Origin of the sequence: Pseudomonas sp. QD4, assembly GCF_049199125.1 — a bacterium.
GTDB lineage: Bacteria > Pseudomonadota > Gammaproteobacteria > Pseudomonadales > Pseudomonadaceae > Aquipseudomonas.
Genome location: NZ_JBLZOM010000001.1, coordinates 853,480 through 878,041, shown reverse-complemented (window position 1 = coordinate 878,041; position 24,562 = coordinate 853,480). Strand labels below are relative to the sequence as shown.

Annotated in this window: 19 protein-coding genes; 14 read left to right on the top strand and 5 right to left on the bottom strand. The window is 64.5% G+C overall.

Annotated features, from left to right (window positions below; all coding sequences use genetic code 11):
- Positions 1 to 98 precede the first annotated feature (98 nt).
- The 8 genes from praA (at position 99) to ACOZJV_RS03850 (ending at position 10,889) form a co-directional block, all read left to right on the top strand.
- The gene (praA, locus tag ACOZJV_RS03885; RefSeq protein WP_078472250.1) at positions 99 to 590 is read left to right on the top strand and encodes an alkane oxidation protein activator PraA; all 492 of its coding nucleotides are present in this window, start codon (positions 99 to 101) and stop codon (positions 588 to 590) included.
- 129 nt (positions 591 to 719) lie between these two features.
- Complete coding sequence (gene praB, locus ACOZJV_RS03880; protein ID WP_020298029.1) at positions 720 to 1,247, top strand: alkane oxidation protein activator PraB; 528 nt, start codon at positions 720 to 722, stop codon at positions 1,245 to 1,247.
- A gap of 94 nt (positions 1,248 to 1,341) precedes the next feature.
- The gene (locus ACOZJV_RS03875) at positions 1,342 to 2,766 is read left to right on the top strand and encodes an outer membrane protein transport protein (protein ID WP_078472251.1); all 1,425 of its coding nucleotides are present in this window, start codon (positions 1,342 to 1,344) and stop codon (positions 2,764 to 2,766) included.
- A 278-nt stretch (positions 2,767 to 3,044) separates the two neighbouring features.
- Positions 3,045 to 5,594, top strand: a complete 2,550-nt coding sequence (locus ACOZJV_RS03870; protein ID WP_421546882.1) for an acyl-CoA dehydrogenase — start codon at positions 3,045 to 3,047, stop codon at positions 5,592 to 5,594.
- Between the two features lie 30 nt (positions 5,595 to 5,624).
- A complete protein-coding gene (locus ACOZJV_RS03865; protein ID WP_078472253.1) occupies positions 5,625 to 6,977 on the top strand; it encodes a 3-oxoacyl-ACP reductase in 1,353 nt (450 codons plus the stop codon).
- Positions 6,978 to 6,980: 3 nt separating this feature from the next.
- Entirely contained in the window at positions 6,981 to 7,874 is an 894-nt protein-coding gene (locus ACOZJV_RS03860; RefSeq protein WP_078472254.1) for a MaoC family dehydratase, read from the top strand.
- The gene (locus ACOZJV_RS03855; RefSeq protein ID WP_201130882.1) at positions 7,871 to 9,169 is read left to right on the top strand and encodes an acetyl-CoA C-acetyltransferase; all 1,299 of its coding nucleotides are present in this window, start codon (positions 7,871 to 7,873) and stop codon (positions 9,167 to 9,169) included. The genes ACOZJV_RS03860 and ACOZJV_RS03855 overlap by 4 nt, the downstream gene beginning before the upstream one ends.
- Before the next feature lie 16 nt (positions 9,170 to 9,185).
- Complete coding sequence (locus ACOZJV_RS03850) at positions 9,186 to 10,889, top strand: AMP-binding protein (RefSeq protein ID WP_421546881.1); 1,704 nt, start codon at positions 9,186 to 9,188, stop codon at positions 10,887 to 10,889.
- Between the two features lie 97 nt (positions 10,890 to 10,986).
- On the opposite strand, the gene ACOZJV_RS03845 is transcribed toward ACOZJV_RS03850, so the two are convergent.
- Both ACOZJV_RS03845 and ACOZJV_RS03840 read right to left on the bottom strand, forming a co-directional pair.
- On the bottom strand, positions 10,987 to 14,085 hold the full coding sequence (locus tag ACOZJV_RS03845) for a multidrug efflux RND transporter permease subunit (protein ID WP_421546880.1): 3,099 nt from the start codon (positions 14,083 to 14,085) through the stop codon (positions 10,987 to 10,989).
- Between the two features lie 12 nt (positions 14,086 to 14,097).
- Complete coding sequence (locus ACOZJV_RS03840; RefSeq protein ID WP_201130885.1) at positions 14,098 to 15,252, bottom strand: efflux RND transporter periplasmic adaptor subunit; 1,155 nt, start codon at positions 15,250 to 15,252, stop codon at positions 14,098 to 14,100.
- A 180-nt stretch (positions 15,253 to 15,432) separates the two neighbouring features.
- Here ACOZJV_RS03840 and ACOZJV_RS03835 point away from each other — a divergent pair, with 180 nt between their 5' ends.
- The 5 genes from ACOZJV_RS03835 to nudC all read left to right on the top strand — a co-directional run bounded on the left by ACOZJV_RS03835 (position 15,433) and on the right by nudC (position 20,120).
- Positions 15,433 to 16,134 (top strand): response regulator transcription factor, encoded by a 702-nt coding sequence (locus ACOZJV_RS03835; RefSeq protein WP_020298020.1) that lies wholly within the window; start codon positions 15,433 to 15,435, stop codon positions 16,132 to 16,134.
- Between the two features lie 4 nt (positions 16,135 to 16,138).
- Positions 16,139 to 17,437, top strand: coding sequence for an ATP-binding protein (locus tag ACOZJV_RS03830; protein WP_421546879.1), 1,299 nt, complete (start codon positions 16,139 to 16,141; stop codon positions 17,435 to 17,437).
- Positions 17,438 to 17,549: 112 nt separating this feature from the next.
- Entirely contained in the window at positions 17,550 to 18,329 is a 780-nt protein-coding gene (locus ACOZJV_RS03825; RefSeq protein WP_078472260.1) for a class I SAM-dependent methyltransferase, read from the top strand.
- Between the two features lie 141 nt (positions 18,330 to 18,470).
- Positions 18,471 to 19,283: a crotonase/enoyl-CoA hydratase family protein gene (locus ACOZJV_RS03820; protein WP_201130887.1), complete on the top strand. Its 813-nt coding sequence runs from the start codon at positions 18,471 to 18,473 to the stop codon at positions 19,281 to 19,283.
- Between the two features lie 6 nt (positions 19,284 to 19,289).
- A complete protein-coding gene (nudC, locus tag ACOZJV_RS03815) occupies positions 19,290 to 20,120 on the top strand; it encodes an NAD(+) diphosphatase (protein ID WP_201130888.1) in 831 nt (276 codons plus the stop codon).
- A gap of 169 nt (positions 20,121 to 20,289) precedes the next feature.
- Here nudC and ACOZJV_RS03810 read toward each other — a convergent pair whose 3' ends face one another.
- Entirely contained in the window at positions 20,290 to 21,069 is a 780-nt protein-coding gene (locus ACOZJV_RS03810; RefSeq protein ID WP_078472263.1) for a TSUP family transporter, read from the bottom strand.
- Positions 21,070 to 21,222: 153 nt separating this feature from the next.
- On the bottom strand, positions 21,223 to 22,461 hold the full coding sequence (locus ACOZJV_RS03805) for an acyl-CoA dehydrogenase family protein (protein WP_421546878.1): 1,239 nt from the start codon (positions 22,459 to 22,461) through the stop codon (positions 21,223 to 21,225).
- A gap of 345 nt (positions 22,462 to 22,806) precedes the next feature.
- Here ACOZJV_RS03805 and sfnG point away from each other — a divergent pair, with 345 nt between their 5' ends.
- Positions 22,807 to 23,898, top strand: a complete 1,092-nt coding sequence (gene sfnG / locus ACOZJV_RS03800; protein ID WP_078472265.1) for a dimethylsulfone monooxygenase SfnG — start codon at positions 22,807 to 22,809, stop codon at positions 23,896 to 23,898.
- 40 nt (positions 23,899 to 23,938) lie between these two features.
- Here sfnG and ACOZJV_RS03795 read toward each other — a convergent pair whose 3' ends face one another.
- Complete coding sequence (locus ACOZJV_RS03795; RefSeq protein WP_421546877.1) at positions 23,939 to 24,418, bottom strand: DUF1348 family protein; 480 nt, start codon at positions 24,416 to 24,418, stop codon at positions 23,939 to 23,941.
- Positions 24,419 to 24,562: the final 144 nt, after the last annotated feature.

Sequence of the window (24,562 nt, the reverse complement as noted above, 5' to 3'; positions counted from 1 at the left end):
AGGTTTTCATCGCCCCGGATTCGTCGATTTCGAGCGCCCTGAAGTTTGAAGAAAGTGGCTTGCCCTCAACAACAATAAATAAAGGGAAGGACCTCATCATGCTGATCACCGCCAAATTGGCTGCCCCTCTGGTACTGGCCGCGTTCGGCCTGGTTGCCTACAGCCAGGCGCAAGCCGCGCGGATCGAACCCGCCGGCAGCGATTTCACGGCCAAGGGCCCCATCAGTTTCGCCAAAAGCATCATCAACGCCGATTGCACCATTGAAGTCAGCGGCAAGGTCAGCCCCGACGGCGCCTTTGCCAGCGTGGAGAAGGTCGGCTTCAGCGGCGGCTTCAAGTGCGGCCAGGTCGAGGCCACCCATCTGCCCTGGAAGCTGGTGGCCAAGGATGAGACCAGCGGCGCCATGTCCGGGATCCAGGTCACCGTCAATGCGCCCCTGGTGGGCGGCGATTGCGGCCCGACCACCGCCGAAGGCAGCTGGAACAACAGCAGCGGCAAGCTCCAGGCGTCCCAGGTGGCGCTGGACGGCGGCTGCACCATCAAGACCGTGTCGATCCAGATGCCGCCGACCTTTCGCGTCGTGCCCTGAACACTGACCCACAGAATTTGAGATTTGGCTGAAAGGGAAGCTCGGTCGCTGTCGTTGTACTCCGTGTTGTCTCACCCGAGGCCATTAACCCGGCGAAATGAATCGCCATACATGTGAGGAAAAATAACAATGAAAGGCATCAAAACCCTCGTTTCTGCTGCTGCTATCGCTGTTTGCCTGGGCGCTGCATCCATGGCCAGTGCCGCGAGCATCATCATCAAGGATCCAGACGCTCCAACCGGTCCGGTGGACGGTCCATTCTCGACTTCGGCCGGGCAGATCGTGGTCAAGTCGCCATCGTCGCTGCAAGCCCCTGTCACCTGCGGCATCACCTTTACCGGCAACGTGTCGGGCGGGATTGCCACCATCAACGGCGCGAGCCTGACCGGTGGCGGCCTCTGTGCATTGCCTGTGCTGAAAAACATTCCGTCGCCGGGCTGGGTGCTGACTGCCTCGTCGCTGACCAACGGCACCGTGACCAACGTGGGTTACACCATCGCGTCGTTCCCTTCCACCAACTGCGGGCCTAACACCATCGCGGTGACCTGGAATGAGAGCACCAAGACCCTTTCCGGAAGCAATATCGGCCTGACCGGCAACTGCACAATCGTGTCGCTGTCGGCCACTGCGCCGAAGTTGAGTGTCACCAACCCGTAAGCATTCGATTGATCAATGTTGTAAGGCAAACGCCCCTAACCGGGCGTTTGTCCAGGTCGGATAAGCAGTGCTCAAGAATAATAAGGAGTGGGGCATGAATAATAAGAAACAACAGGCACAGGCGCTTTTGGGGCTGGCCTTGGTAGCGGGTTGCATGGCAGTCGGCAGTCAGGCTCAGGCCGGCGGCTTTTCTACCCCCACTTACGGTGCACCGGGATGGGGTCGCGCCTTCGGCGGCGGCTCCCTGTTCAAGAATGACCCCAGTGCCGCCTTCAACAACCCGGCGGCCATGGCGTTCATCGACCACAACGTGGCGCAGATGACGGTGGACTACGCGCGGATCAATCTCAAATACAAAGGCGATGCCTACGACTATCTAGGCAACCCGGCATCCACCGCGCCGGTAGACGACTTTGGCAACTCGACGCCTCTCTCGGGTGACGGCGGCGAGGGCGGGTTTACGGCCTGGCTGCCGACGGGCTTCCTGGTGATGCCAATCAACGATCGCTTTGCGTTCGGTCTCAGCCAGGTTGTGCCGCTGGGTATGCGCAGCACCTGGGATGAAGGCTGGAAGGGCCGCGACTTCGCGGTCGACACCAAAATCGAGACGGTGGGTTTGACCGGGTCCTTGTCATTCAAGGTCAACGATCAGTTCTCCCTCGGCCTGGGCGCCATCGTCCAGCACAGCAAGGGCTTCGTCAGCCAGAACCTCAACGTCTCTGGCGCGGCGGGGATGTCGATTCTGCCCGGGGCACCTTCCGGCGTGGGCGCCAACCTGATGCGAGTCAAGGTGGACAACACCTCGGTCGGCTGGTTTACCGGCGTTACCTGGAAGCCCACCGAGCAAGACACCCTTGGCCTGAATTACCACGCCAAGATCAAGAACAAGATGGAGGGTAAGTACAACATCCGCGCCGATGCGATCGGCCGCAGCTTCATGACCGATACCGACAACAACGGCAACACGCTGATCGAGCTGGCCTATCCGGGGCTCAAGTTGTATCCGGACGGTGCCAATGCCGAAACCCAGCTGGATGTACCGGCTACCGCCGGCCTGGACTGGGTGCACGTGTTCAACGATCGCCTGACCCTGGGCGCCAGTGCGACCTGGACCCAGTGGTCGTCGTTCAAGGACCTGACGCTCAAGTCCAACGGCGCCACCATCATCGCGATCCCCTACAACTACAAAGACAGCATGATGTACTCCCTGGGGGGCGACTACCGGTTCACCGACCAACTGACCTTGCGTGCCGGTGTGGCATTCGATGAGACCCCGACCCGCAATTCCACCCGCGACCCACGTATTCCCGACAACGATCGCTGGTTCACGTCCCTGGGGTTTGGTTATGACATCAAGGCGATTCCGGGGCTGGTGATCGATGGCGCGTACTCGCGGCAATTCGTCAAGGAAGCCCGGATCAAAACCGTGAATCAGGACCGCCTTGGCGGCTCGCGGCTCGACGGCAAGGTGGACGCGAAGGGTGAAGTGGTCAGCGTGTCTGCCACCTACAACTTCTGATCGCCACCCTCTGATCCACCCCGGTGCATGGGCATGCGGCGGTACAGGGTTGCCTGTATTGCCGTAGCCTGAAAAGGCACTGGCGACCCATTTCTGATCAACTCTTTGCAAGCCCGAGGCTGACGTTGTTCGGCCGTTATCATTTCGCCAAAACACTAAATAAATATTTAAAAATAAAATTTGAAACGTCTATCTATCCTTTGTAGGGTGATCTTCGAGAAGCCGGCACAACGCCCAGGTTTCCACGGGTTGTCTGCACGAACCAAGAGAGGTATTCCATGATTGTCTGGTTATTGGTGGGACTCGCTGCGGCGCTCACACTGGCCTATCGGCAGGCGGCTGCGGCCATGTGGCTGGGTGTTGGCCTGGTCTGGCTGGCGGCCGGTTATCTGTTTGACCTGGCGGCTTCGTTGGGCCTGATCCTGGGGGCGCTGCTGGTGGTCGTGCCGGCGGCGATCCTCAACCTCAAACCCCTGCGCCGTACCCTGCTGACGCGCAGGGCCCTGGGCCTGTTCCGGCAGATCATGCCGGCGATGTCCGAGACCGAGCGTGCGGCCATCGAGTCCGGCAGTGTCTGGTGGGATGCCGAGTTGTTCAGCGGCACGCCGCGCTGGGAGCGCCTGCTACAGGCCGCACCGGCGGCGCTGAGTGTCGAGGAGCAGGCGTTCCTCGACACCGAAGTGGAGAAGCTGTGCGACATCGCCAACGACTGGGAGACCACCCAGATCTGGCAGGACCTGTCGCCCCAGGCCTGGCAATACACCAAGGACGCCGGCTTCCTGGGGATGATCATTCCCAAGCAATACGGCGGCAAGGGCTTCTCCCATTACGCCCATTCCCAGGTGGTGATGAAGCTTTCGACCCGTTGCTCGGCGGCGGCGATCTCGGTGATGGTGCCCAACTCCCTGGGCCCCGCCGAATTGCTGCTGCACTACGGCACCGAAGCCCAGCGCCAGCACTACCTGCCGCGCCTGGCCCGGGGCGAAGACATCCCGTGCTTTGCCTTGACCAGCCCCTACGCCGGTTCCGATGCCGGGGCGATTCCCGATCTGGGGATTGTCTGCAAGGGCCTGCATGAAGGCCAGGAAGTCCTGGGTTTCAGCGTCACCTGGGACAAGCGCTACATCACCCTGGGACCGATTGCCACGGTGCTGGGCCTGGCTTTCCGCGCCGAAGACCCGGACGGCCTGCTGGGCAAGAAGGGCAGCCTGGGCATTACCTGCGCACTGATCCCTACCAGTCACCCCGGGGTGCAGAGCGGGCGCCGGCACTGGCCGTTGAACGCGGTGTTCCAGAACGGCCCGACCCAGGGCAAGGATGTGTTTATCCCCCTGGAATGGGTGATCGGCGGCGCCGAGCAGGTCGGCAACGGCTGGCGCATGTTGATGGAGTGCCTGGCGGCCGGGCGGGCGATTTCCCTGCCGTCGGCCAACGTCGGCCTGGGCAAGGTCGCGGTGCGCGGCACCACCGCCTATGCGGCGATGCGCAAGCAGTTCGGCCTGCCCATCGGCAAGTTCGAAGGGGTGCAGGCGCCGCTGGCGCGCATGGCCGGGCATCTGTATGCCTGCGATGCGGTGCGCAAGGTCTCGGTGGCGTCCCTGGATGCCGGGGAAAAACCCTCGGTGATCTCGGCCATCGCCAAGTACCACGTCACTGAGCGCGCACGAATCATCGTCAACGACGGTATGGACATCGTCGCCGGCAAGGGCATTTGCATGGGGCCCAATAACTTCCTGGCCCGCGCCTACCAGCAGAGCCCGATTGCAATCACCGTGGAAGGCGCGAACATCATGACCCGCTGCCTGATCATCTATGGCCAGGGCCTGATCCGTTGCCATCCCTATGTGTTCCGTGAAATGGAAGCCGCCCGGGATCCCGGTCGCCAAGGGCTGGAAGCCTTTGACAGCGCGATGTTCGGCCACATCAGCTTCTTTATCGCCAACAGCGTGCGCGCCGGTGTGCACGGCTTGACCGGCGGGCGCCTGCTCAAGGCCCCGGGCAACACCGACAAGGCCCTGGCCCCTTACTACCGGCAGATCAATCGGCTGTCGGTGGTGCTGGCCCTGGCCTCGGATATTTCCATGGGCGTGCTGGGCGGCGCCCTCAAGCGCAAGGAAAGCATCACCGGGCGCCTGGGAGACATTCTTTCCCAGCTGTACATCCTGTCCTGCGTCTTGAAGCGCTTCGAGGACGATGGCCGGCCCCAGGCCGACCTGCCGCTGGTGCATTGGGCGGCCCAGGATGCCTTGCTCCGGGCCCATGAAGCCCTGGCCGAGGTGCTCGACAATTACCCGTCCAAGGCTGCGGCCCGGGTGATTCGGGGCTTGAGCTTTCCGTTGGGGATTCCCCAGCGCAAACCGTCTGACCGGCTGCTGGCCCAGGTCGCCGAACTGGTGCAGATCCCGGGGGCAACCCGCGACCGCCTGCTGGCCGACTCCTACATTCCCCAGGCCGATATCGACAAGCTGGCCTACGGCGAACTGGCGTTCCGCTTGCAACCCCAGGTCGACCTGATCGAGGCCCGGCTCAAGCCGCTGATCAAGCAGGGCAGCCTTGCACCGCTGCCGATCTCCCGTGAGGCGTTTGTCATCTGGCGTGCCAAGGCCCTGGAGGCGCAACTGATCAGCAGCGACGAGGACGAACTGCTCGGGCGCTATGTCGAGTACGGCGACCATGCGATCCAGGTCGATGACTTCCCGCAGGACTTCGGACTGCTCGAAGCCTTGCAGCAGCGCCAGGCGCACTTCGACCAGGCCGGCAAGGCCACGTCCCGGCGTCGGGTGGCCAGCAGTGAAGGTTCGGCGGTGTCGAGCGACGCGCTCTCTTGAGGTTTTTCGGTTTTTTAACGGGGTTTCTCCATGTCTGACGGTTATCTTTCGTTCGTCAATTCCCCTTGGGGGCGCCGGCTCGCGCAAACCGCGGGCCTGCCGCAACCCTTGGCCCTGCAACGCCAGCGCGAGGGGCAGGGCGGCAATCTGGTCAACCCGGTGATTCTCGCTAGCGGGTCCGAGGGCCGGTTGCTGGGCGAGCTGCAACGGATCTTCGCCGCCACCGATACCGTGGCGGCCCAGGCGGCGAGCATCAAGGCGCCGTCCACGGTCAAGGTCCAGGGCGCGGTATTCGATGCCAGCGGCCTGCGCGATATCGCCCAGCTGGATGAGTTGTATCGCTTCTTTCATGCCAATGTGCGGCGCCTTGGCGCCCATGGCCGGGTGCTGGTGCTGGGCACGCCGCCCGAGCAGTGCAAGGAACTGGCGCAGGCCGTGGTGCAACGGGCCCTGGAAGGTTTTGTGCGTTCCCTGGGCAAGGAGCTGCGCCGGGCGATTACTGTGCAGTTGCTGTATGTGGAACCGGGGGCCGAGGCCGAGCTGGACAGCAGCCTGCGGTTCTTTTTGTCGCGACGTTCGGCCTACGTTTCGGGGCAGGTGGTGCGGATCGCCGAACCGGTGGACGTGCCCAAGCCCATCGCCTGGGACCAGCCCCTGGCCGGACGCCGGGCGCTGGTGACCGGAGCCAGTCGCGGCATTGGCCTGGCCATCGCCCAGGTGCTGGCAGGCGAGGGCGCGCACGTGGTGTGCCTGGATATCCCGCAGAACGCAGCAGCCTTGCAGCAGGCGGCGACCGCGGTGGAGGGCAGCGCGCTGGCCCTGGACATCACCGCCGCCGAGGCTGGCAGCCAGTTGCTGGGGTTTGTCGGTGAGCATGGGGCGTTCGACATCGTGGTGCACAACGCCGGCATCACCCAGGACAAGACCCTGGCCAAGATGACCGAGGCGGCCTGGCGCCAGGTGCTGGCGGTCAATCTGGAGGCGCCGCTGCTGCTGAGCCAGGCGCTGCTGGAGGGCCAGGGCCTGAACCCGGGGGGGCGGATTGTCTGTGTGTCGTCGATCTCCGGGATCGCCGGCAACCTGGGGCAGACCAACTACGCCACGTCCAAGGCCGGGGTGATTGGCCTGGTGCAAAGCCTGGCGCCTTTGGCGGCGCGGCAGCAGGTCACGGTCAATGGCGTGGCGCCGGGGTTTATCGAGACCCAGATGACCGCCAAGATCCCGTTGCTGATCCGCGAGGCCGGGCGCCGCATGAACTCACTGTCCCAGGGTGGGCAAGCGGTGGATGTGGCACAGACCATCGCCTGGCTGGCCCATCCGGCCTCGGGCGGGATCAATGGGCAGGTGGTCCGTGTCTGCGGCCAAAGCCTGCTGGGAGCCTGAGCCATGACTGTCGACTCTGCCATTCGTATCATCGAGCCGCTGCCGTCCCGGGGCCAATTGCTTTACGACGGTCTGCGCAGCCTGCGCAAACCCAAGCCGGACGCTGCGCCGCCGTTGCCCGCCGAGCGCCTGGTGCGCCCGGCGGTGGAGCTGCAGGCCGCAGAGGTGGCGCGCTACGCCCAGGCCTGCGGCTTTCGTCGCGAGCATGGGGTGCCGCTGTCGTTTCCCCACACCCTGGCCTTTCCCCTGCACCTGTTGCTGCTGACCCGCCCGAGCTTTGCCTACCCGGCCAGCGGCATGGTGCACCTGGCCAATCGCATTCGGCAGTACCAGCCCCTGGAAGAAGGCCAGGCCCTGCGCCTGGAAGTCTTCGCCGAACGCTGGCTGGCGCACCCCAAGGGCCAGGCACTGTCCATCGCCACCCGTGGCTACAGCAACGGCAGCCTGGTCTGGGAGGGCGACAGCCTGTACCTGCGCCGCGGGGTGGTGGCGCCGGTGGGCGAGCCCTGGCAAGGCGCCCTGGCACTGGCGCCGGAAGCATTGCGCCGCACTCAGCGCTGGACATTGCCGGCGGACCTGGGGCGGCGCTTCGCCAAGGTCAGCGGTGACTTCAACCCGATCCACACCTCCTGGCTGGGGGCACGCCTGTTCGGTTTTCGGCGGCCCATCGCCCATGGCATGTGGACCCTGGGCCGGGCCCTGGCGGCGCAGCAACCGCCCCAGGCGCTGGAGGCGGCGCAGTTGGAGTGCGAGTTCAAGCTGCCGATTTTCCTGCCGGCGGCGGTGACCTTGTGGAACGCGCCGCCAAGCGGATCGCGGCATGAGTTTGAAGTGCGCAACCAGGCGGGCGACAAGCCGCATATGCGCGGGCTGTTTATTTGGGGAGCGGGGCAATGAGTGAATACAGTTTCAACCCGGCGCCGGTGCGTCGGGTGGCGATCCTGGGGGGCAATCGGATTCCATTCGCCCGCTCGAACACGGTGTACGCCAACGACAGCAACCAGGACCTGCTGGTAGCAGCCCTGCAGGGCCTGGTGGATCGCTACGGCCTGCAAGGGCAGCGCCTGGGGGAGTTTGCCGCGGGGGCGGTGATCAAGCATTCCCGGGACTTCAACCTGGCGCGCGAGACCCTGCTGTCCACCACCCTGTCCGCGCAAACCCCGGCCTACGACGTGCAGCAGGCCTGTGGCACCGGGCTGGAGGCGGCGTTGCTGGTGGCCAACAAGATCGCCCTGGGGCAGATCGAAGTCGGGGTTGCCGGCGGTGCCGATACCACCTCCGATGCGCCGATCGGGATCAATGAATCCATGCGCCGCACGCTGCTCCAGGCCAATCGGGCCAAGGGCGCTGGCAACAAGCTGCGGACCCTGCTCAAGGTGCGGCCGGCGATGTTTTTCAAACCCCTGCTGCCGCGCAATGGCGAACCGCGCACCGGGCTGTCCATGGGCGAGCACTGCGAAGAAATGGCCAAGCGCTGGCAGATCAAGCGCCTGGCCCAGGACGAACTGACCCTGAATAGCCATCGGCAGCTGGAGGCGGCCTATCAGCGTGGTTTCTTCAATGACCTGATCACCCCCTACCGTGGCCTGGCCCGGGACAATAACCTGCGGGCCGATGCCAGCCTGGAAAAGCTTGCCGGCCTGAGCCCGGCCTACGACCGCCAGAACGGCACCCTGACCGCCGGCAATTCGACGCCCCTGACCGATGGCGCCTCGGTGGTGCTGCTGGCCAGCGAAGCGTGGGCGGCGGCGCACAACCTGCCGGTGCTGGCCTACCTGCGCACCGGGGAGACGGCGGCGGTGAACTTTGTCGACGGCTCCGAGGGCTTGCTGATGGCCCCGGCCTATGCCGTGCCGCGCATGCTGGCCCGGGAAGGCCTGAGCCTGCAGGACTTTGATTTCTACGAGATTCACGAAGCCTTCGCGGCCCAGGTGCTGTGCACCCTCAAGGCCTGGGAAGACCCCGATTATTGCCGTGACCAGCTCGGGCTGGAGGCGCCCCTGGGCAGCATCGAGCGCAGCAAGCTCAACGTCAACGGCGGCTCCCTGGGGTGCGGTCATCCGTTTGCCGCCACCGGTGGGCGACAACTGGCGACCCTGGCCAAGGCCATCGCCGAGCGCGGTGGCGGCCGAGGCCTGATATCCATCTGTGCAGCAGGCGGGCTGGGTGTTACCGCCATCGTCGAAAAATAACAACAAGGAGACTGCCATGAGTGTCGTAAGCCTGCACCCCGCTGAACGCATCTGGTTGAACGCTTATCTGCCGGGCGTGCCGACCGATATCGAAGCCGAGATCGACCGCTACCCATCGCTGCGGGAAGTGTTCCTGGAGCATGTGGAGAAATACCGCCAGCGCGTGGCTTACGTCAGCATCGGCACCGAGATGGGCTATGACCAGTGGGAGAAACGGGTCTTTGCCTTCGCCGCCTGGCTGCAATCGAAGGGGGTGAAGAAGGGCGACCGGGTGGCGCTGATGATGCCCAACTGCCTGCAATACCCGATCTGCCTGTTCGGCACCCTGTTGGTCGGGGCGGTGGTGGTCAACGTCAACCCGCTGTACACCGCCCATGAACTCCGGCACCTGCTCAAAGACAGCGGCGCCGAGACCGTGGTCATCTTTGAAAACTTCGCCCACACCCTGGAGCAGGCGCTGCCCGGCAGCCGCCTGAAAAACATCGTGGTTGCCGCCATTGGCGACCTGCTGGGCACCTTCAAGGGCGCGGCGCTGAACTTTGCCCTGCGCCACGTGCAGAAACAGGCGCCGCGCTTCAACCTGCAGGGGTCGATCCGCTTCCCGCAGCTGATGAAACTGGCCAGCGTGCTCAGCCATCAACCGGTTGCGCTCAAGCACGACGACATCGCCTTTTTGCAGTACACCGGCGGCACCACCGGCGATGCCAAGGGCGCGATGCTGACCCATCGCAATATCCTGGCCAACCTGATGCAGGCCAAGGCCTGGGTCGGCAATCAGTTGGACGAGAACCAGCAGGAAACCAACGTCACCCTGTTGCCGCTGTACCACGTGCTGTCGCTGACGGTGAACTGCCTGATGTTCATGTGCCTGGGCGGGCGCAATATCCTGATCGCCAACCCCCGGGACGTGAAGCGGGTGCAGATGATCCTGCGCAAAGAGAAGTTCAGCGGCATTGTCGGGGTCAACACCCTGTTCAACGGTCTGCTGGAAAACGAGGAGTTTCGCGGCCGGGATTTTTCCGGGCTGAAACTGGCAATCGCCGGTGGGATGGCGACCCATACGGCGGTGGCCCGGCGCTGGAAAGAGGTGACCGGGGTGCCGATCATCGAAGGTTACGGCCTGACCGAGTGTTCGCCGGTGGTGAGCATCAGCCCGATCGACATTGCGCGCATGCGCGAGGGGGATTTCACCGGCACCATCGGCGTGCCGCTGCCGTCGACCTGGGTGCGGTTCGTGCGTGAAGACGGTGAACTGGCGGACCTTGGCGAGGAGGGCGAATTGCAGGTGCGCGGGCCCCAGGTGATGAAGGGCTACTGGCAGCGCCCGGATGAAACCGCCAAAGTCCTGGACCGCCATGGCTGGCTGTCCACCGGTGACATCGGGGTGATGAACGAGCAGGGGTTCATCCGCCTGGTGGACCGCAAGAAAGACATGATTCTGGTCTCGGGTTTCAACGTCTACCCCAACGAGATCGAAGACGTGGTTGCCCTGCACCCGGGAGTGGCCGAAGTGGCGGCGATCGGTGTCGAGGACGGGGTTAGCGGCGAGAAGGTGAAGATCTTCGTGGTGCGCAAAGACCCCAACCTGACCCAGGAACAGCTGCTGGCCCACTGCCGCGAATACCTCACGGGCTACAAGGTGCCGCGTTTCGTCGAGTTCCGCACCGAAGAGTTGCCCAAGACCACGGTGGGCAAGGTGCTGCGTAGAGCCCTGCGCTAGGGGGGGGGCGCTGTTGCAGGCTCGGGCCGCGTCTGGACGCTGGCCCTGAAGACCGCCGCAAGGCACCAGGTGTGCCTGCGGCGTGCCCATGACCCGCTCAATCGTCGGTTTTGCGGCGCCCCACCAGTTTCATCACCACCACAAAGAACACTGGCACGAAAATCACCGCCAGGGTCGCGGTGATCATGCCGCCGATCACCCCAGTGCCGATGGCTTGCTGGCTTGCCGAGCTGGCGCCGGTGGCAATGGCCAGGGGCACCACGCCGAGGATAAACGCCAGGGAGGTCATGACAATCGGCCGCAGCCGCAGGCGCGCGGCTTGCACCGTGGCATCCACCAGGTCATGGCCTTCGTCGTACAGGCTCTTGGCGAACTCGATGATCAGGATCGCGTTCTTCGCCGACAGGCCAATGATGGTGATCAGCCCGACCTTGAAGAACACATCGTTGGGCATGCCGCGCAAGGACACCGCCAACACCGCGCCCAGCACCCCCAGTGGCACCACCAGCAGCACCGACGTCGGGATCGACCAGCTTTCATACAGCGCCGCCAGGCACAGGAACACGATCAACAGCGACAGCCCCAGGAGCATCGGCGCCTGGCTGCCCGACAGGCGTTCCTGCAGCGACAGCCCGGTCCACTCCTGGCCCAACCCGGTCGGCAGTTGCTCCACCAGGCGCTGTATTTCGGCCATGGCTTCGCCGGTGCTGTGGCCCGGGGCCGGTTCGCCGGAAATGCTGATCGCCGGGTAGCCGTTGTAGCGGGTCAACTGCGCCGGGCCCTGGACCCAGTGCGCGCGGACGAACGCCGACAGCGGCACCATCTTCCCGGCGTTGTTGCGCACTTGGATCTTCATCAGGTCGGCAACCTGGCTGCGCTGATCGCCTTCGGCCTGGACCACCACCCGCTGCATGCGGCCCTGGTTGGGGAAGTCATTGATATAGGCCGAACCAATGGCCGTGGACAGCACGTTGCCGATATCGGCAAAGGAAATGCCCAGGGCGTTGGCCTGCTTGCGGTCCACCTCCAATTGCACCTGAGGCGCTTCGGCCAGTGCGCTTTCGCGGACGTTGGTCAGGATCGGGCTTTTTTCCGCCGCCGCCAGCAACTCGCTGCGCGCTGCCATCAACGCCGCATGCCCCAGGCCGCCGCGGTCCTGCAAGCGGAACTCGAAGCCGCTGGAGGTGCCCAGGCCGTCGATGGGCGGCGGCAACACGGCGTAGGCCACCGCGTCCTTGATCTCGCTGAGGGCCGCGTTGGCCCGATCGGCAATCGACATCGCCGAATCGTCGCTGCCCCGGGACGACCAGTCCTTGAGGGTGGTAAAGGCCAGCGCCGCGTTCTGCCCGCTGCCGGAGAAGCTGAAGCCGAGGATCACCGTGCTGTCGCCAACCCCGGGTTCACCGGCGTTGTGCGCTTCGATCTGTTCCACCACCTGCACCGTGCGGTTCTTGCTGGCGCCGGGTGGCAACTGGATATCGGTGATGGTGTAGCCCTGGTCTTCCACCGGCAGGAACGAGGAGGGCAGGCGGCTGAACAGCAGCCCCAGGCCCACCAGTAGCACGCCATACACCAGCAGGTAGCGTCCGCTGCGTTTCAGCGCGTGCACCACCCAGCTCTGGTAACCCTCGCTCAGGCGTTCAAAGCGGCGGTTGAACCAGCCGAAGAAACCACGTTTTTCGTGGTGCTCGCCCTTGGCCAGGGGCTTGAGCAGGGTCGCGCACAGCGCCGGGGTCAGGGTCAGGGCGAGAAAGGCCGAGAACAGGATCGAGGTCGCCATCGACAGCGAGAACTGCTGATAGATCACCCCCACCGAACCCGGCATGAACGCCATGGGGATAAACACCGCCACCAGCACCAGGGTGATGCCGACAATGGCCCCGGTGATCTGCTGCATGGCCTTGCGCGTGGCCTCCTTGGGCGACAGGCCCTCGTTGGCCATGATCCGTTCGACGTTCTCCACCACCACAATGGCGTCATCCACCAGGATGCCGATGGCCAGCACCATGCCGAACATGGTCAGCACGTTGATCGAGAAACCCAGCAGCAACATGGTGGCAAAGGTGCCCATCAGCGCCACGGGCACTACCAGGGTCGGGATCAGGGTGTAGCGGATGTTCTGCAGGAACAGGAACATCACCGCGAACACCAGCACCATGGCTTCGACCAGGGTGTAGACCACTTTGGTGATCGAGACCTTGACGAAGGGCGAGGTGTCATAGGGGATCTTGTATTCCACGCCGGCCGGGAAGTAGCGCGCCAGCTCGTCCATTTTCGCCCGCACCCGGGTCGCGGTGCTCAGGGCATTGGCCCCGGGAGACAGCTGCACGCTGACCGCAGTCGACGGCTTGCCGTTCAGGCGCGTGGAAAACTGATACTCCTGGCTGCCGATCTCGACCCGTGCCACATCGCCGATGCGCACGGTAGAACCGTCCTGATTGGCCCGCAGCACGATGTCGGCGAACTCCTGGGGCGTCGACAGCTGGCCCTTGACCAGGATCGAGGCGGTGATTTCCTGGGTCGAGCGGGTCGGCAGGTCACCAATGCTGCCGGCCGAGACCTGGGCATTCTGCGCGGCGATGGCGGCGCTGACATCGGCCGGGGTCAGGTTGAAGCCGATCAGTTTCTGCGGGTCGACCCAGATGCGCATCGCCCGTTCGGACCCATAAAGCTGCGCCTTGCCGACGCCATCCAGGCGGCGGATCTCGTTCATCACGTTGCGCGCCAGATAGTCGCTCAGGGCCACGTCATCCAGGCGTCCGTCGCTGGAGGTCAGGGTGATCAGCAGCAGAAAGCCCGCCGAAACCTTTTCCACCTGTAAGCCTTGTTGGGTCACGGCCTGGGGCAGGCGCGGCTCGACCGCCTTGAGCCGGTTCTGCACGTCGACCTGGGCCATCTCCGGGTTGGTCCCGGGCTGGAAGGTGGCGGTGATGGTGGCGCTGCCGAGGCTGCTCTGGGATTCGAAATACAGCAGGTGATCGGCGCCGTTGAGTTCCTGTTCGATCAGGCTGACCACGCTTTCGTCCAGGGTCTGGGCCGAGGCGCCGGGGTAGGTGGCGTAAATTTCCACTTGTGGCGGGGCGACGTTGGGGTATTGCGCCACCGGCAATTGCGGAATGGCCAGGGCACCGGCCAGCAGGATGAACATCGCGACCACCCAGGCGAATACCGGACGGTCGATAAAGAATTGCGGCATGGGGGTTCCTACCTACTGAGCAGCCTGGGCGAGGGGGAGAGGGCTGTCGTCGATCTGTACCTGCTCGCCGGGGCGGGCGTGTTGCAGGCCTTCAACCACAATGCGGTCACCGGGTTTCAAGCCCTGGGTGACGATCCAGCGGTCCTGCTGCACCTGGCCCAGTTGCACCGGGTGCTGGCTGACGCGCAGGTCGCTGTCCAGCAGCAGCACCTGGGCGATGCCAGCGCTGTCGCGCAGGATGGCCCGCTGCGGCACGCTGATGCCTTGCTGGTTCACCGCCTGTTCCAGGCGCACCCGGACGAAGCTGCCGGGCAGCAGGTCAAGGTCAGGGTTGGGGAATTCACTGCGCAGGATGATCTGCCCGGTGCTGGGGTCGACGCTGATATCGGCGAACAACAGCTTGCCCGGCAGCGGGTAGAGGCTGCCGTCGTCCTGGATCAGGGTGGCCTTGGCCTGGTCCTGGCCGACCTGCTGCAGCTGCCCGGCACGGAAGGCCCGGCGCAGGTCATTGAGTTCGCGGGTCGACTGGGTCAGGTCGGCATGGATCGGGTCCAGCTGCTGGATCAGCGCCAGGGGCGTGGTTTCGTTCTGCCCGACCAGTGCGCCTTCAGTCACCAGGGCGCGGCCGACGCGGCCGGAAATCGGCGCAGTGACGGTGGCGTAGCCCAGGTTGAGCCGGGCCCGCTGCACCGCCGCCTGATTGGCTGCGACCTCAGCGGCGGTCTGGCGGGCATTGGCCCGGGCATTGTCGTACTCCTGGCCGCTGATGGCCTGGTCGTCGACCAGTTGGGCGTAGCGCTGTTCCTGCAAGCGTGCCTGGAACGCATTGGCTTCAGCCTTGCGCAGGCTGGCCAGGGCGCTGTCGAGGTCGGCCTTGAACGGCGCCGGGTCGATGCGGAACAGCACCTGGCCCTGCTTGACGTCACTGCCCTCGCGGAAGGTGCGTTGCAGCACCACGCCGGCCACCCGGGCGCGGACCTCGGCGATGCGCGGCGCGGCAATCCGCCCGCTCAGCTCACTGCTGATCGACAGCGGCCGGGCCTCGATGGTTTCAACCCGGACTTTGGCCGCTGGCGGTTGTTGTTCACTGTCGGCGGAAGGGCCACAGGCGCTCAGGGTCACGGCCAGGGCGACCAGGCCAAGTTGCGCAAACAGGTTTTTCGACATGCTGATACCCCAATAATGACCCCGGCATGCTAAGGGCAAGGGTCAAGGGGCGCTGTGAAGCTCTGTAGGTGCTGTGTGAAAAAGTGTGAAGCGGGCACGCGCTGGGGCCCGAGGTTGTATATCCTTTGTGCCCCTCGTGAACTTTCGCCGCATGCTCGTCGGCAATTTCTGGACGTCCCCATGCCCAATATCCTTCTGGTCGAAGACGACACCGCGCTGTCGGAGTTGATCGCCAGCTACCTGGAGCGCAACGGCTACCAGGTCAACGTGATCAGCCGCGGTGACCAGGTGCGCGAACGGGCGCGGGTCAGCCCGCCGGACCTGGTGATTCTCGACCTGATGCTGCCCGGGCTTGACGGCTTGCAGGTGTGTCGCCTGTTGCGCTCCGACTCGGCGACCCTGCCGATCCTGATGCTCACCGCCCGTGACGACAGCCACGACCAGGTGCTGGGCCTGGAAATGGGCGCCGACGACTACGTGACCAAACCCTGCGAACCCCGGGTCCTGCTGGCCCGGGTACGTACCCTGTTGCGCCGCAGCAGCCTCAGCGAACCTCAGAGCGCCAGCGACCGGATCCTGATGGGCAACCTGTGCATCGACCTTTCGGAGCGCAGCGTGACCTGGCGCGAGCAGCCGGTGGAGCTGTCCAGCGGTGAATACAACCTGCTGGTGGTGCTGGCGCGGCATGCCGGCGAAGTCCTGAGCCGCGACCAGATCCTGCAACGCTTGCGCGGCATCGAGTTCAACGGCACCGACCGCTCGGTGGACGTGGCGATTTCCAAGCTGCGGCGCAAATTCGACGACCACGCCGGCGAGGCGCGCAAGATCAAGACCGTATGGGGCAAGGGCTACCTGTTCAGCCGCTCCGAGTGGGAATACTGAGTCCATGCTGCGGATCCTGATCCGGCTGTACCTGATCACCATCGTCACCTTCAGTGCCGCCATCTACCTGATCCCCGACCTGGTGGTCAGGGTGTTTCACGATCGTTTCCTGAATTACAACCTGGACCAGTCCCGGGGCCTGCAAAACCTCATCATCAAGCAGTTTCACGCAGTGCCGGCCGAGCAGTGGCTGAGCCTGGCGGCGCAGATGGACCAGGAGTTCCAACCGCTGCACGTGGCCCTGGTGCGTATCGATGACCCCGACTTCAGCCTGTATGAGCGCGAGCGCCTGGAGCGCGGGGAAAATGTCGTGCGTGTCGGCGACTGGGGCTGGCGGACCCTGGCGGTGGCGCCGCTGGATGGCCAGCAGGCGGTAAAGCTGGTAGTGCCGCCGGACCCGCTGGACGTCAACCTGCTGTACTGGAGCATCAACGTGCTGATCGGCGCGGCGTTGCTGGCGTGCCTGCTGTTCTGGCTGCGCCCGCACTGGCGTGACCTGGAGCGGCTCAAGCGCACGGCCGAACGCTTCGGCAAAGGCCACCTGGGCGAACGCACGCACATCGCCGCCAGTTCCAACATCGGCAGCCTGGCCCATGTCTTCGACACCATGGCCGGGGATATCGAAAACCTCCTCAACCAGCAACGGGACTTGCTCAATGCGGTGTCCCACGAGCTGCGCACGCCCCTGACCCGGCTCGACTTCGGCCTGGCCCTCGCGCTGTCCGACGACCTGCCGGCGCCGAGCCGCGAGCGCCTGCAGGGCCTGGTGGCCTATATCCGGGAACTGGATGAACTGGTGCTGGAACTGCTGTCCTACAGCCGCCTGCAAAACCCGGCGCGCCTGCCGGAGCAGGTCGAGGTGGCACTGGACGAGTTCATCGACAGCATCCTGGGCAGTGTCGACGATGAGCTGGAATCACCGGACATCGTCATCGATGTACTGCTCAACGGCTCCCTGGAGCGGTTCACCCTCGACCCGCGCCTGACTGCGCGGGCGATCCAGAACCTCCTGCGCAACGCCACGCGCTATTGCGAGAAGCGCATCCAGATCGGGGTCCAGGTCAGTACCGAGGGCTGCGAGATCTGGGTCGATGACGATGGCATCGGAATCCCCGAGGCCGAGCGCGAACGGGTGTTCGAACCTTTCTACCGCCTCGATCGCAGTCGCGACCGTGCCACCGGTGGTTTCGGCCTGGGCCTGGCCATCAGCCGGCGGGCCCTGCAAGCCCAGGACGGCACGCTCACCGTCGAGGCCTCGCCGTTGGGCGGAGCGCGTTTTCGCCTGTGGCTGCCCAACCCCTAGGCGGGGTTCCCGGTGCTGGCATCGGGCTGAAACTGACATTTTCTTCATGGGCCGCCAGGGGCGGGCAGGGCTAAGCTGAGCGCCATCGGCGATCCATCAGGAGCAGCGGACCATGAGCGAATCAAAGCCAGCCATTCACCATTCGGCAGCCGACGGCTACAAAGGTGCGGCGGACACCTATGTGCGCGGCCGGCCGGATTACCCGCCGCAACTCGAGCAATGGCTGCGTCACACCCTGGGCCTGGGCCCTGGCCAAGTGGTGCTGGACCTGGGCGCGGGCACCGGCAAGTTTACTGGCCGGCTGCTGGCCACCGGTGCGAAGGTGATCGCGGTGGAACCGGTGGCGCAGATGCGCGCCAAGCTGGCGGCGGCCCATCCTGCGGCCGAGGCGCTGGAAGGCAGCGCCCTGGCAATCCCGCTGGCTGATCAGTCACTGGACGCGCTGGTCTGCGCCCAGGCCTTCCACTGGTTTGCCAGCCGCGAGGCATTGAACGAAATGCAGCGCGTGCTCAAGCCTGGCGGCCGGCTGGGCCTGGTGTGGAACCTGCGCGATGCCCGGGTGCCGTGGGTCGAGCGCCTGGACAGGATCGTCAACGCCCTGCAGGGCGATACCCCGCGCTACTACACCGGGGCCTGGCGCGCCGCCTTTCCCCATCCTGGCTTTACGCCCTTGCAGGAACAGCACTTCAGTCACGGCCACAGCGGCGCGGTGCAGGACGTGTTGTTCAATCGGGTGCGCTCCACCAGTTTTATCGCAGCCCTGGGTGAGACGGAGCGGGCGCTGATCGATCGCCAGATCCAGGTCCTGATCGACAGCGAGCCTGAGTTGCGAGGCAAGTCGCAGCTCACGGTGCCCTACGAAACCGCGGCCTTTTGCGCGATAAAACGTTGATTCGGCAGGGGGCATAGCGGCCGGGACCGGGCCGCCAGGGCGCTGCCAGTCCCGCTTTTGGCCGATGCGCTGCCTTACTGCGTGGCGGCCGTGCTTGCTATAGTTCGGCCCTCATTTTCTGCCCAGTAAAGGATCACTGCCATGTCCGAATATCAAGCCTTTCGCGTCGAACTTGCCGACAACATCGCCCATGTGCAGATCAACCGCCCGGAAAAGATCAACGCCATGAACGCCGCGTTCTGGAGCGAGATCGTCGACATCTTCCGCTGGATCGACGACACCGACGCCGTGCGCGTGGTGGTGCTCAGTGGCGCCGGCAAGCATTTTTCCTCGGGCATCGACCTGATGATGCTGGCCGGGGTGGCCAACGAGCTGGGCAAGGACGTTGGGCGTAATGCCCGTCTGCTGCGGCGCAAGATCCTCAATCTGCAAGCCTCGTTCAATGCCGTGGACAATTGCCGCAAGCCGGTGCTGGCGGCGATCCAGGGTTATTGCCTGGGCGGTGCCATCGACCTGATCGCCGCCTGCGACATGCGCTATGCCGCCGAGGATGCGCAGTTCTCGATCAAGGAAATCGACATCGGCATGGCCGCCGATGTCGGCACTTTGCAACGTTTGCCGCGTATCATCGGCGACGGCATGTTGCGTGAACTGGCTTACACTGGCCGCACCTTCGGTGCCGAGGAAGCGCGCGGCATGGGCCTGGTCAATCGCACCTACAGCGACGCCGCCAGCCTGCTTGACGGGGTGATGGGCATTGCCCGCGAGATCGCCGGCAAGTCGCCGATCGCCATCACCGGCACCAAGGAAATGATCAGCTACATGCGTGACCATCGCATCGACGATGGCCTGGAATACATCGCCACCTGGAACGCCGCCATGCTGCAATCCACTGACTTGCGCGTGGCCATGGCCGCCCATATGAGCAAACAGAAACCCGAATTTCTGGATTGAGTGACTATGACTTCACGCTGGACCACAGCAGTACTGGATATCGACCTTCCCGGCGGCTGGGCCGTGGCCCGCAGCCGGGATGGTTTTCTGTTCGACGACAATGGCGCGCTGTTTCCCCGGGAATGGCTCAAGCGCCAGGACCTGTCGATTCTCACCGAGCACGGCATCGGGCATCTGGATGGCGAGCCGGTGTACCTGCTGGAGCTGAGCCATTCCAGTGAAGTACCGGGCTGCAGCTGGAAAGGCTTGCGGGCATTCATGCTCGAAGGCGACCACACCCTGTACAAGGTCCTGGGTTATGCCGCGCAGATCGGCACCTGGGCCCGCGAGCACCGCTTCTGCGGCAACTGCGGGCAGCCGACGCATCAAGTACCCCGGGAGCGGGCGATGTACTGCGAGCCCTGCGACTTGCGCAGCTACCCGCGGATTTCGCCGAGCATGATCGTGCTGATCACCCGTGGTGACGACGTGCTGCTGGCGCGCTCGCCGCGTTTTGTGACGGGGGTCTACAGCACCCTGGCCGGTTTCGCCGAGCCGGGGGAGTCGGCGGAGGAATGCCTGATTCGCGAAGTGCGCGAAGAAGTGCAGGTCGAGGTGCAGAACATCCAGTACGTCGGCAGCCAATGCTGGCCGTTTCCGCATTCGATGATGCTGGGCTTTCACGCCGAGTACGCCGGTGGCGAGATCGTGCCCCAGGCCGATGAGATCGAAGACGCGCAGTGGTTCAACATCCGCAACCTGCCGCCATTGCCCGCCTCGCGCTCGATCGCCCGTTACCTGATCGACCTCTATGTCGCCCAGCGCCTGGGCCAACCCGAGCCCATCCTCCCCACCTGAGCAGAGCGCCTGTAGCCGCTGCCGCAGGCTGTGCTGGCTACCCGCAACACACAACACTTCAGGACTAACGCTGGCGCCTACATCGGCCAGCGCAGCCTTGCGCTGGCCATCCGCAACAACGCATCGCTTCAGGAATCACGCGAGCTCGCTCAGCGGCGACAAAGGGCTGTCAGGCGACGCTGAACCAGTGTTGCCAGGCCAGGCGTACGGTCAGGCCCAGGACCACGGTGATGAACACCGGGCGAATGAATTTGGCGCCGCCACTGATGGCGGTGCGAGCACCGAAGAAGGCGCCGACCATCACCGAGAGGCCCATGCACAGGCCGATGATCCAGTCCACCTGCCCGGAAAACACAAACACCGACAACGCCGCGGCGTTGCTGACGAAGTTCATGCTGCGCGCCACACCGCTGGCCTTGACCAGGTCGATGGGGTAGAGCAGCAGGCTGCTGACGGTCCAGAAGGCACCGGTGCCTGGACCTGCAATGCCGTCGTAGAAGCCCAGGCTGAAGCCCTGGGTCGATTGCCATTTCTTCTTGATCGGAGCATCGCTGTCCAGCGGCGCCTTGGGCGTGCCACCAAACAACAGGTACAGGCCGCAGGCAAAAACAATCACCGGCAGCATCTTGTTCAGCCACTCGGCGGGCAGGTAATGGGCGACCACCGCACCCACCAGTCCGCCCACCAGGGTGCCGACGATGGCGTGGGTCCACTGCCGTGGATGGAACAGCTTGCGGCGATAGAAGGTAAAGCTGGCGGTGGCCGAGCCGAAGGTCGAGCTGAGCTTGTTGGTGCCCAGCACCAGGTGGGGCGGCAATCCGGCGGTGAGCAGTGCCGGGGTGGTGAGCAGGCCGCCACCGCCGGCAATGGCGTCGATGAAGCCGGCGATAAAGGCTACGAAGGTGAGAATGGCGAGGGTGGTCAGGTCTACGCTGAGTTCGAAAGGCATGGGTTCGGCTTATTTCGGCGGGAAGCGCAAAGGGGGCTGCGCGAAAGACCGACATATTACCTGCAACCCAGGTCGCCACGCGACCGTGACCGACGCTATTGCACACTGGCCGCAGCCAGGGCCCCTTCGCCAAAGGGACCCGGCTGCAGTGGCCTAGGCCTTCTGCGGCCCGTTGCCGATCTGCCAGACAAAGGGTGGTTCGTTGCCGTTGACCACCCAGTCGCCGATGATCCGCGCCTTGTAGATCACCGGGTTGTGCGAGGACACGGTACGGGCATTGCGCCAATGGCGGTCGAGGGCCTTGCCCTGGCGGATGTCCGACGCCCCCAGAGCGTTGAACAACTGGGTGGTGGCCCGCTGGATCAGTTCGCTGACCACCACCTGGGCGGTGGCCGATTCGATTTCCGCGGCGACATTGGCTTCACGCTCCAGCGCCTCATCCCCGGCAAAGCGTGCCAGGTAGGCACGTTGCGCGGGCTCTGCGGCGCGCACGGCACTGGCTTCGGCGGCGTACACCCAGGCGGCGACTTCGCCGACCACCTGCTGCACCTGGGGGTCTTCGCTGACCCGCGGCGCATTGCCGTGGCTGTAGATGCGCTTGCGGCTGCGTACTTCATGGGCCACGTCGCGCAGCGCGGCGCGCCCGATCCCGGCCAGGGTGGCCAGCAGCACCAGTTGATAGAAGGCGGTCTGGTACTTGAAGCGGGTGGCGAAGTCGATGACGTTCTCGGCGTCGACCGCGGCATCGCGAAAGCGCGAAGTGCCGCTGCCCGTGGTGCGCTGGCCGAAGCCGTCCCAGTCATCGCTGTGCTCGATGCCCGGTTGGCGCGCACGCACGGCCGCGATTACATCGCCGCCGGTGTCGCTGCGCTGGGCGTAGACGTCGATCCAGTCAGAGAAAATGCTGCCGGTGCTGTAGAACTTCTCGCCATTGAGCTTCCAGGCGTCGCCGTCGGGCGAGACTTTGGTGACCACATCGCCAATCGCCACGTTGCCGATCTCGGTCCAGGCGCAACCGACGATGTCGCCCTCGACGAAACGCTTGAACCACAGGTCCCGTCCCGGACCCGGGGCGGCGTTGAGGCGGTCCTCGGCAAAGGCGAAGTGCCCGCGCAGGGCCTGCGGCACATTGGAATCGGCTTCAGCCAGCTCGATCAGCAGTTGGAACAGTTGCGGCAGGGACGCGCCACCGCCACCGTACTCCACCGGCACCCGCACTGCGCCGAACCCGGCCTGCTTCAGCCACTGGATCGGTTCATGGGGCAGGCTGCGGTTTTGCTCACGTTGTACCGCGCCGTCGGCGATCTGCTTGAAGATCGGGCGAAAGCGCGCGGCCAGGGCCTCGTAGTCGACGCCAATGGACAGCGGGTTGATTACCTGGTGTTCAGTCATGGGACGGTTCCTTGAATCGGCAGTTGAAGAGCAGGTGTCTGCCCAGACGTTTGCACACTCCATGCCGCAGTTGCAGGCCCCGGTTTTTCTGGGGCTGGCGCTGGCTGTCGGGCTGGTAACTGTTGCTCGGCCAACAGCGCTTCAACAAATCGCTGTCTTTCATGGGAAGTGGCCGGGGTTTGGTGCGGCATCCGTCGGGCCGCGAATGCCCCTCGCAAAACAGCGCCCGATGGCTGTACTCCGCCCGCTGCAGGCCATGGAGCCCGGGCCTGCAGGCGCAGCGCTGGCAACTGGCACGCTTGCTGCTCTGCTAGCCATACCTTCTCTAGTCCCGAGGACAAGCCAATGAGTCAGCAAGCCGTCAAATTTGCCTACTGGGTGCCCAACGTCAGCGGTGGGCTGGTGGTCAGCAAGATCGAACAACGCACCGACTGGGGCATCGACTACAACCGCAAGCTGGCGCAACTGGCCGAAGCCGCCGGCTTTGAATACGCCTTGACCCAGATCCGCTTCACTGCCGGTTACGGTGCCGAGTTCCAGCATGAATCCGTGGCGTTCAGCCATGCGCTGCTGGCCGCCACCAGCACGCTCAAAGTGATCGCGGCGATCCTGCCCGGGCCATGGAAGCCGGCGCTGGCGGCCAAGCAATTGGCGACTATCGACCAACTGACCAATGGCCGCATCGCGGTCAACATCGTCAGCGGCTGGTTCAAGGGTGAATTCCAGGCCATCGGCGAGCACTGGCTGGAACACGATGAGCGTTATCGCCGTTCCGAAGAGTTCATCCGCTCGCTGAAGGGCATCTGGTCCCAAGACAACTTCACCTTCAAGGGCGACTTCTACCGGTTCGACAACTACAGCCTCAAGCCCAAGCCCCTGGGCCAGCCGGAGGTCTTTCAGGGCGGCAGTTCACGGGCGGCGCGCGACATGGCGGCGCGGGTGTCGGACTGGTACTTCACCAACGGCAACACGCCGCAGGGGATCAAGGCCCAGGTCGACGACATTCGGGCCAAGGCCGCGCTGAACAACCATTCGGTAAAAGTCGGGGTCAATGCCTTTGTCATTGCCCGGGATACCGAGGAAGAGGCCCGCGCAGTACTGGCGCAGATCATCGACCAGGCCGACCCCGAGGCCGTCAACGCCTTTGGCGATGCGGCAAAGCAGGCCGGCAAGGCCTCACCGGAAGGCGAAGGTAACTGGGCCAAATCCACCTTCGAAGACCTGGTGCAGTACAACGACGGTTTCAAGACCAACCTGATCGGTACCCCGCAGCAGATCGCCGAGCGCATCGTCGAACTCAAGTCGGTGGGGGTGGACCTGGTGCTGGCGGGCTTCCTGCACTTCCAGGAAGAGGTGGAATACTTCGGCAAGCGGGTGTTGCCACTGGTGCGCGAGCTGGAAGCCAAGGCCGCGGCGCAACGCGAACAGGCCGCCTGATTCGCCGCGCGGGGCCGGCAGCGCCCCGCGCAGGCCTCGGTTACAACCCCAGCTCGCTGAGGCCCGGATGATCGTCCGGGCGCCGGCCCAAAGGCCAGTGGAACAGCCGTTCGCCGGCCTTGATCGGCAGGTCGTTGATGCAGGCGTAACGCTTGGCCATCAGGCCGTGCTCGTCGAACTCCCAGTTTTCATTGCCGTAGGAACGGAACCAGTTGCCGGAGTCGTCATGCCATTCATAGGCATAACGCACGGCGATGCGGTTATCGGCAAAGGCCCAGAGTTCCTTGATCAATCGGTAGTCCAGCTCCTTGGCCCATTTGCGGGTCAGGAAGGCCTTGGCCTGTGCGCGGTCATGGATGAACTCGGCGCGGTTGCGCCATTGGGTGTCCAGGGTATAAGCCAGGGACACGCGCTCGGGGTCGCGGGAGTTCCAGCCGTCTTCGGCCAGGCGAACCTTGTGCAGCGCCGACTCGCGGCTGAACGGGGGCAGGGGCGGACGAACTTCTGGGGCAGATGACATCGGGCGTCTCCAGTCATGGTTGCGTGCAGGGAGTGTTTACACCCTTGTCGCGCTGGCGCCAACTGCCGGCCCGACGCCACGGGTCGTCGGCAGCATCGATAGCGGCCGTGACGACCGCCACAAGACCCGAGCGGTCGCTTGGTG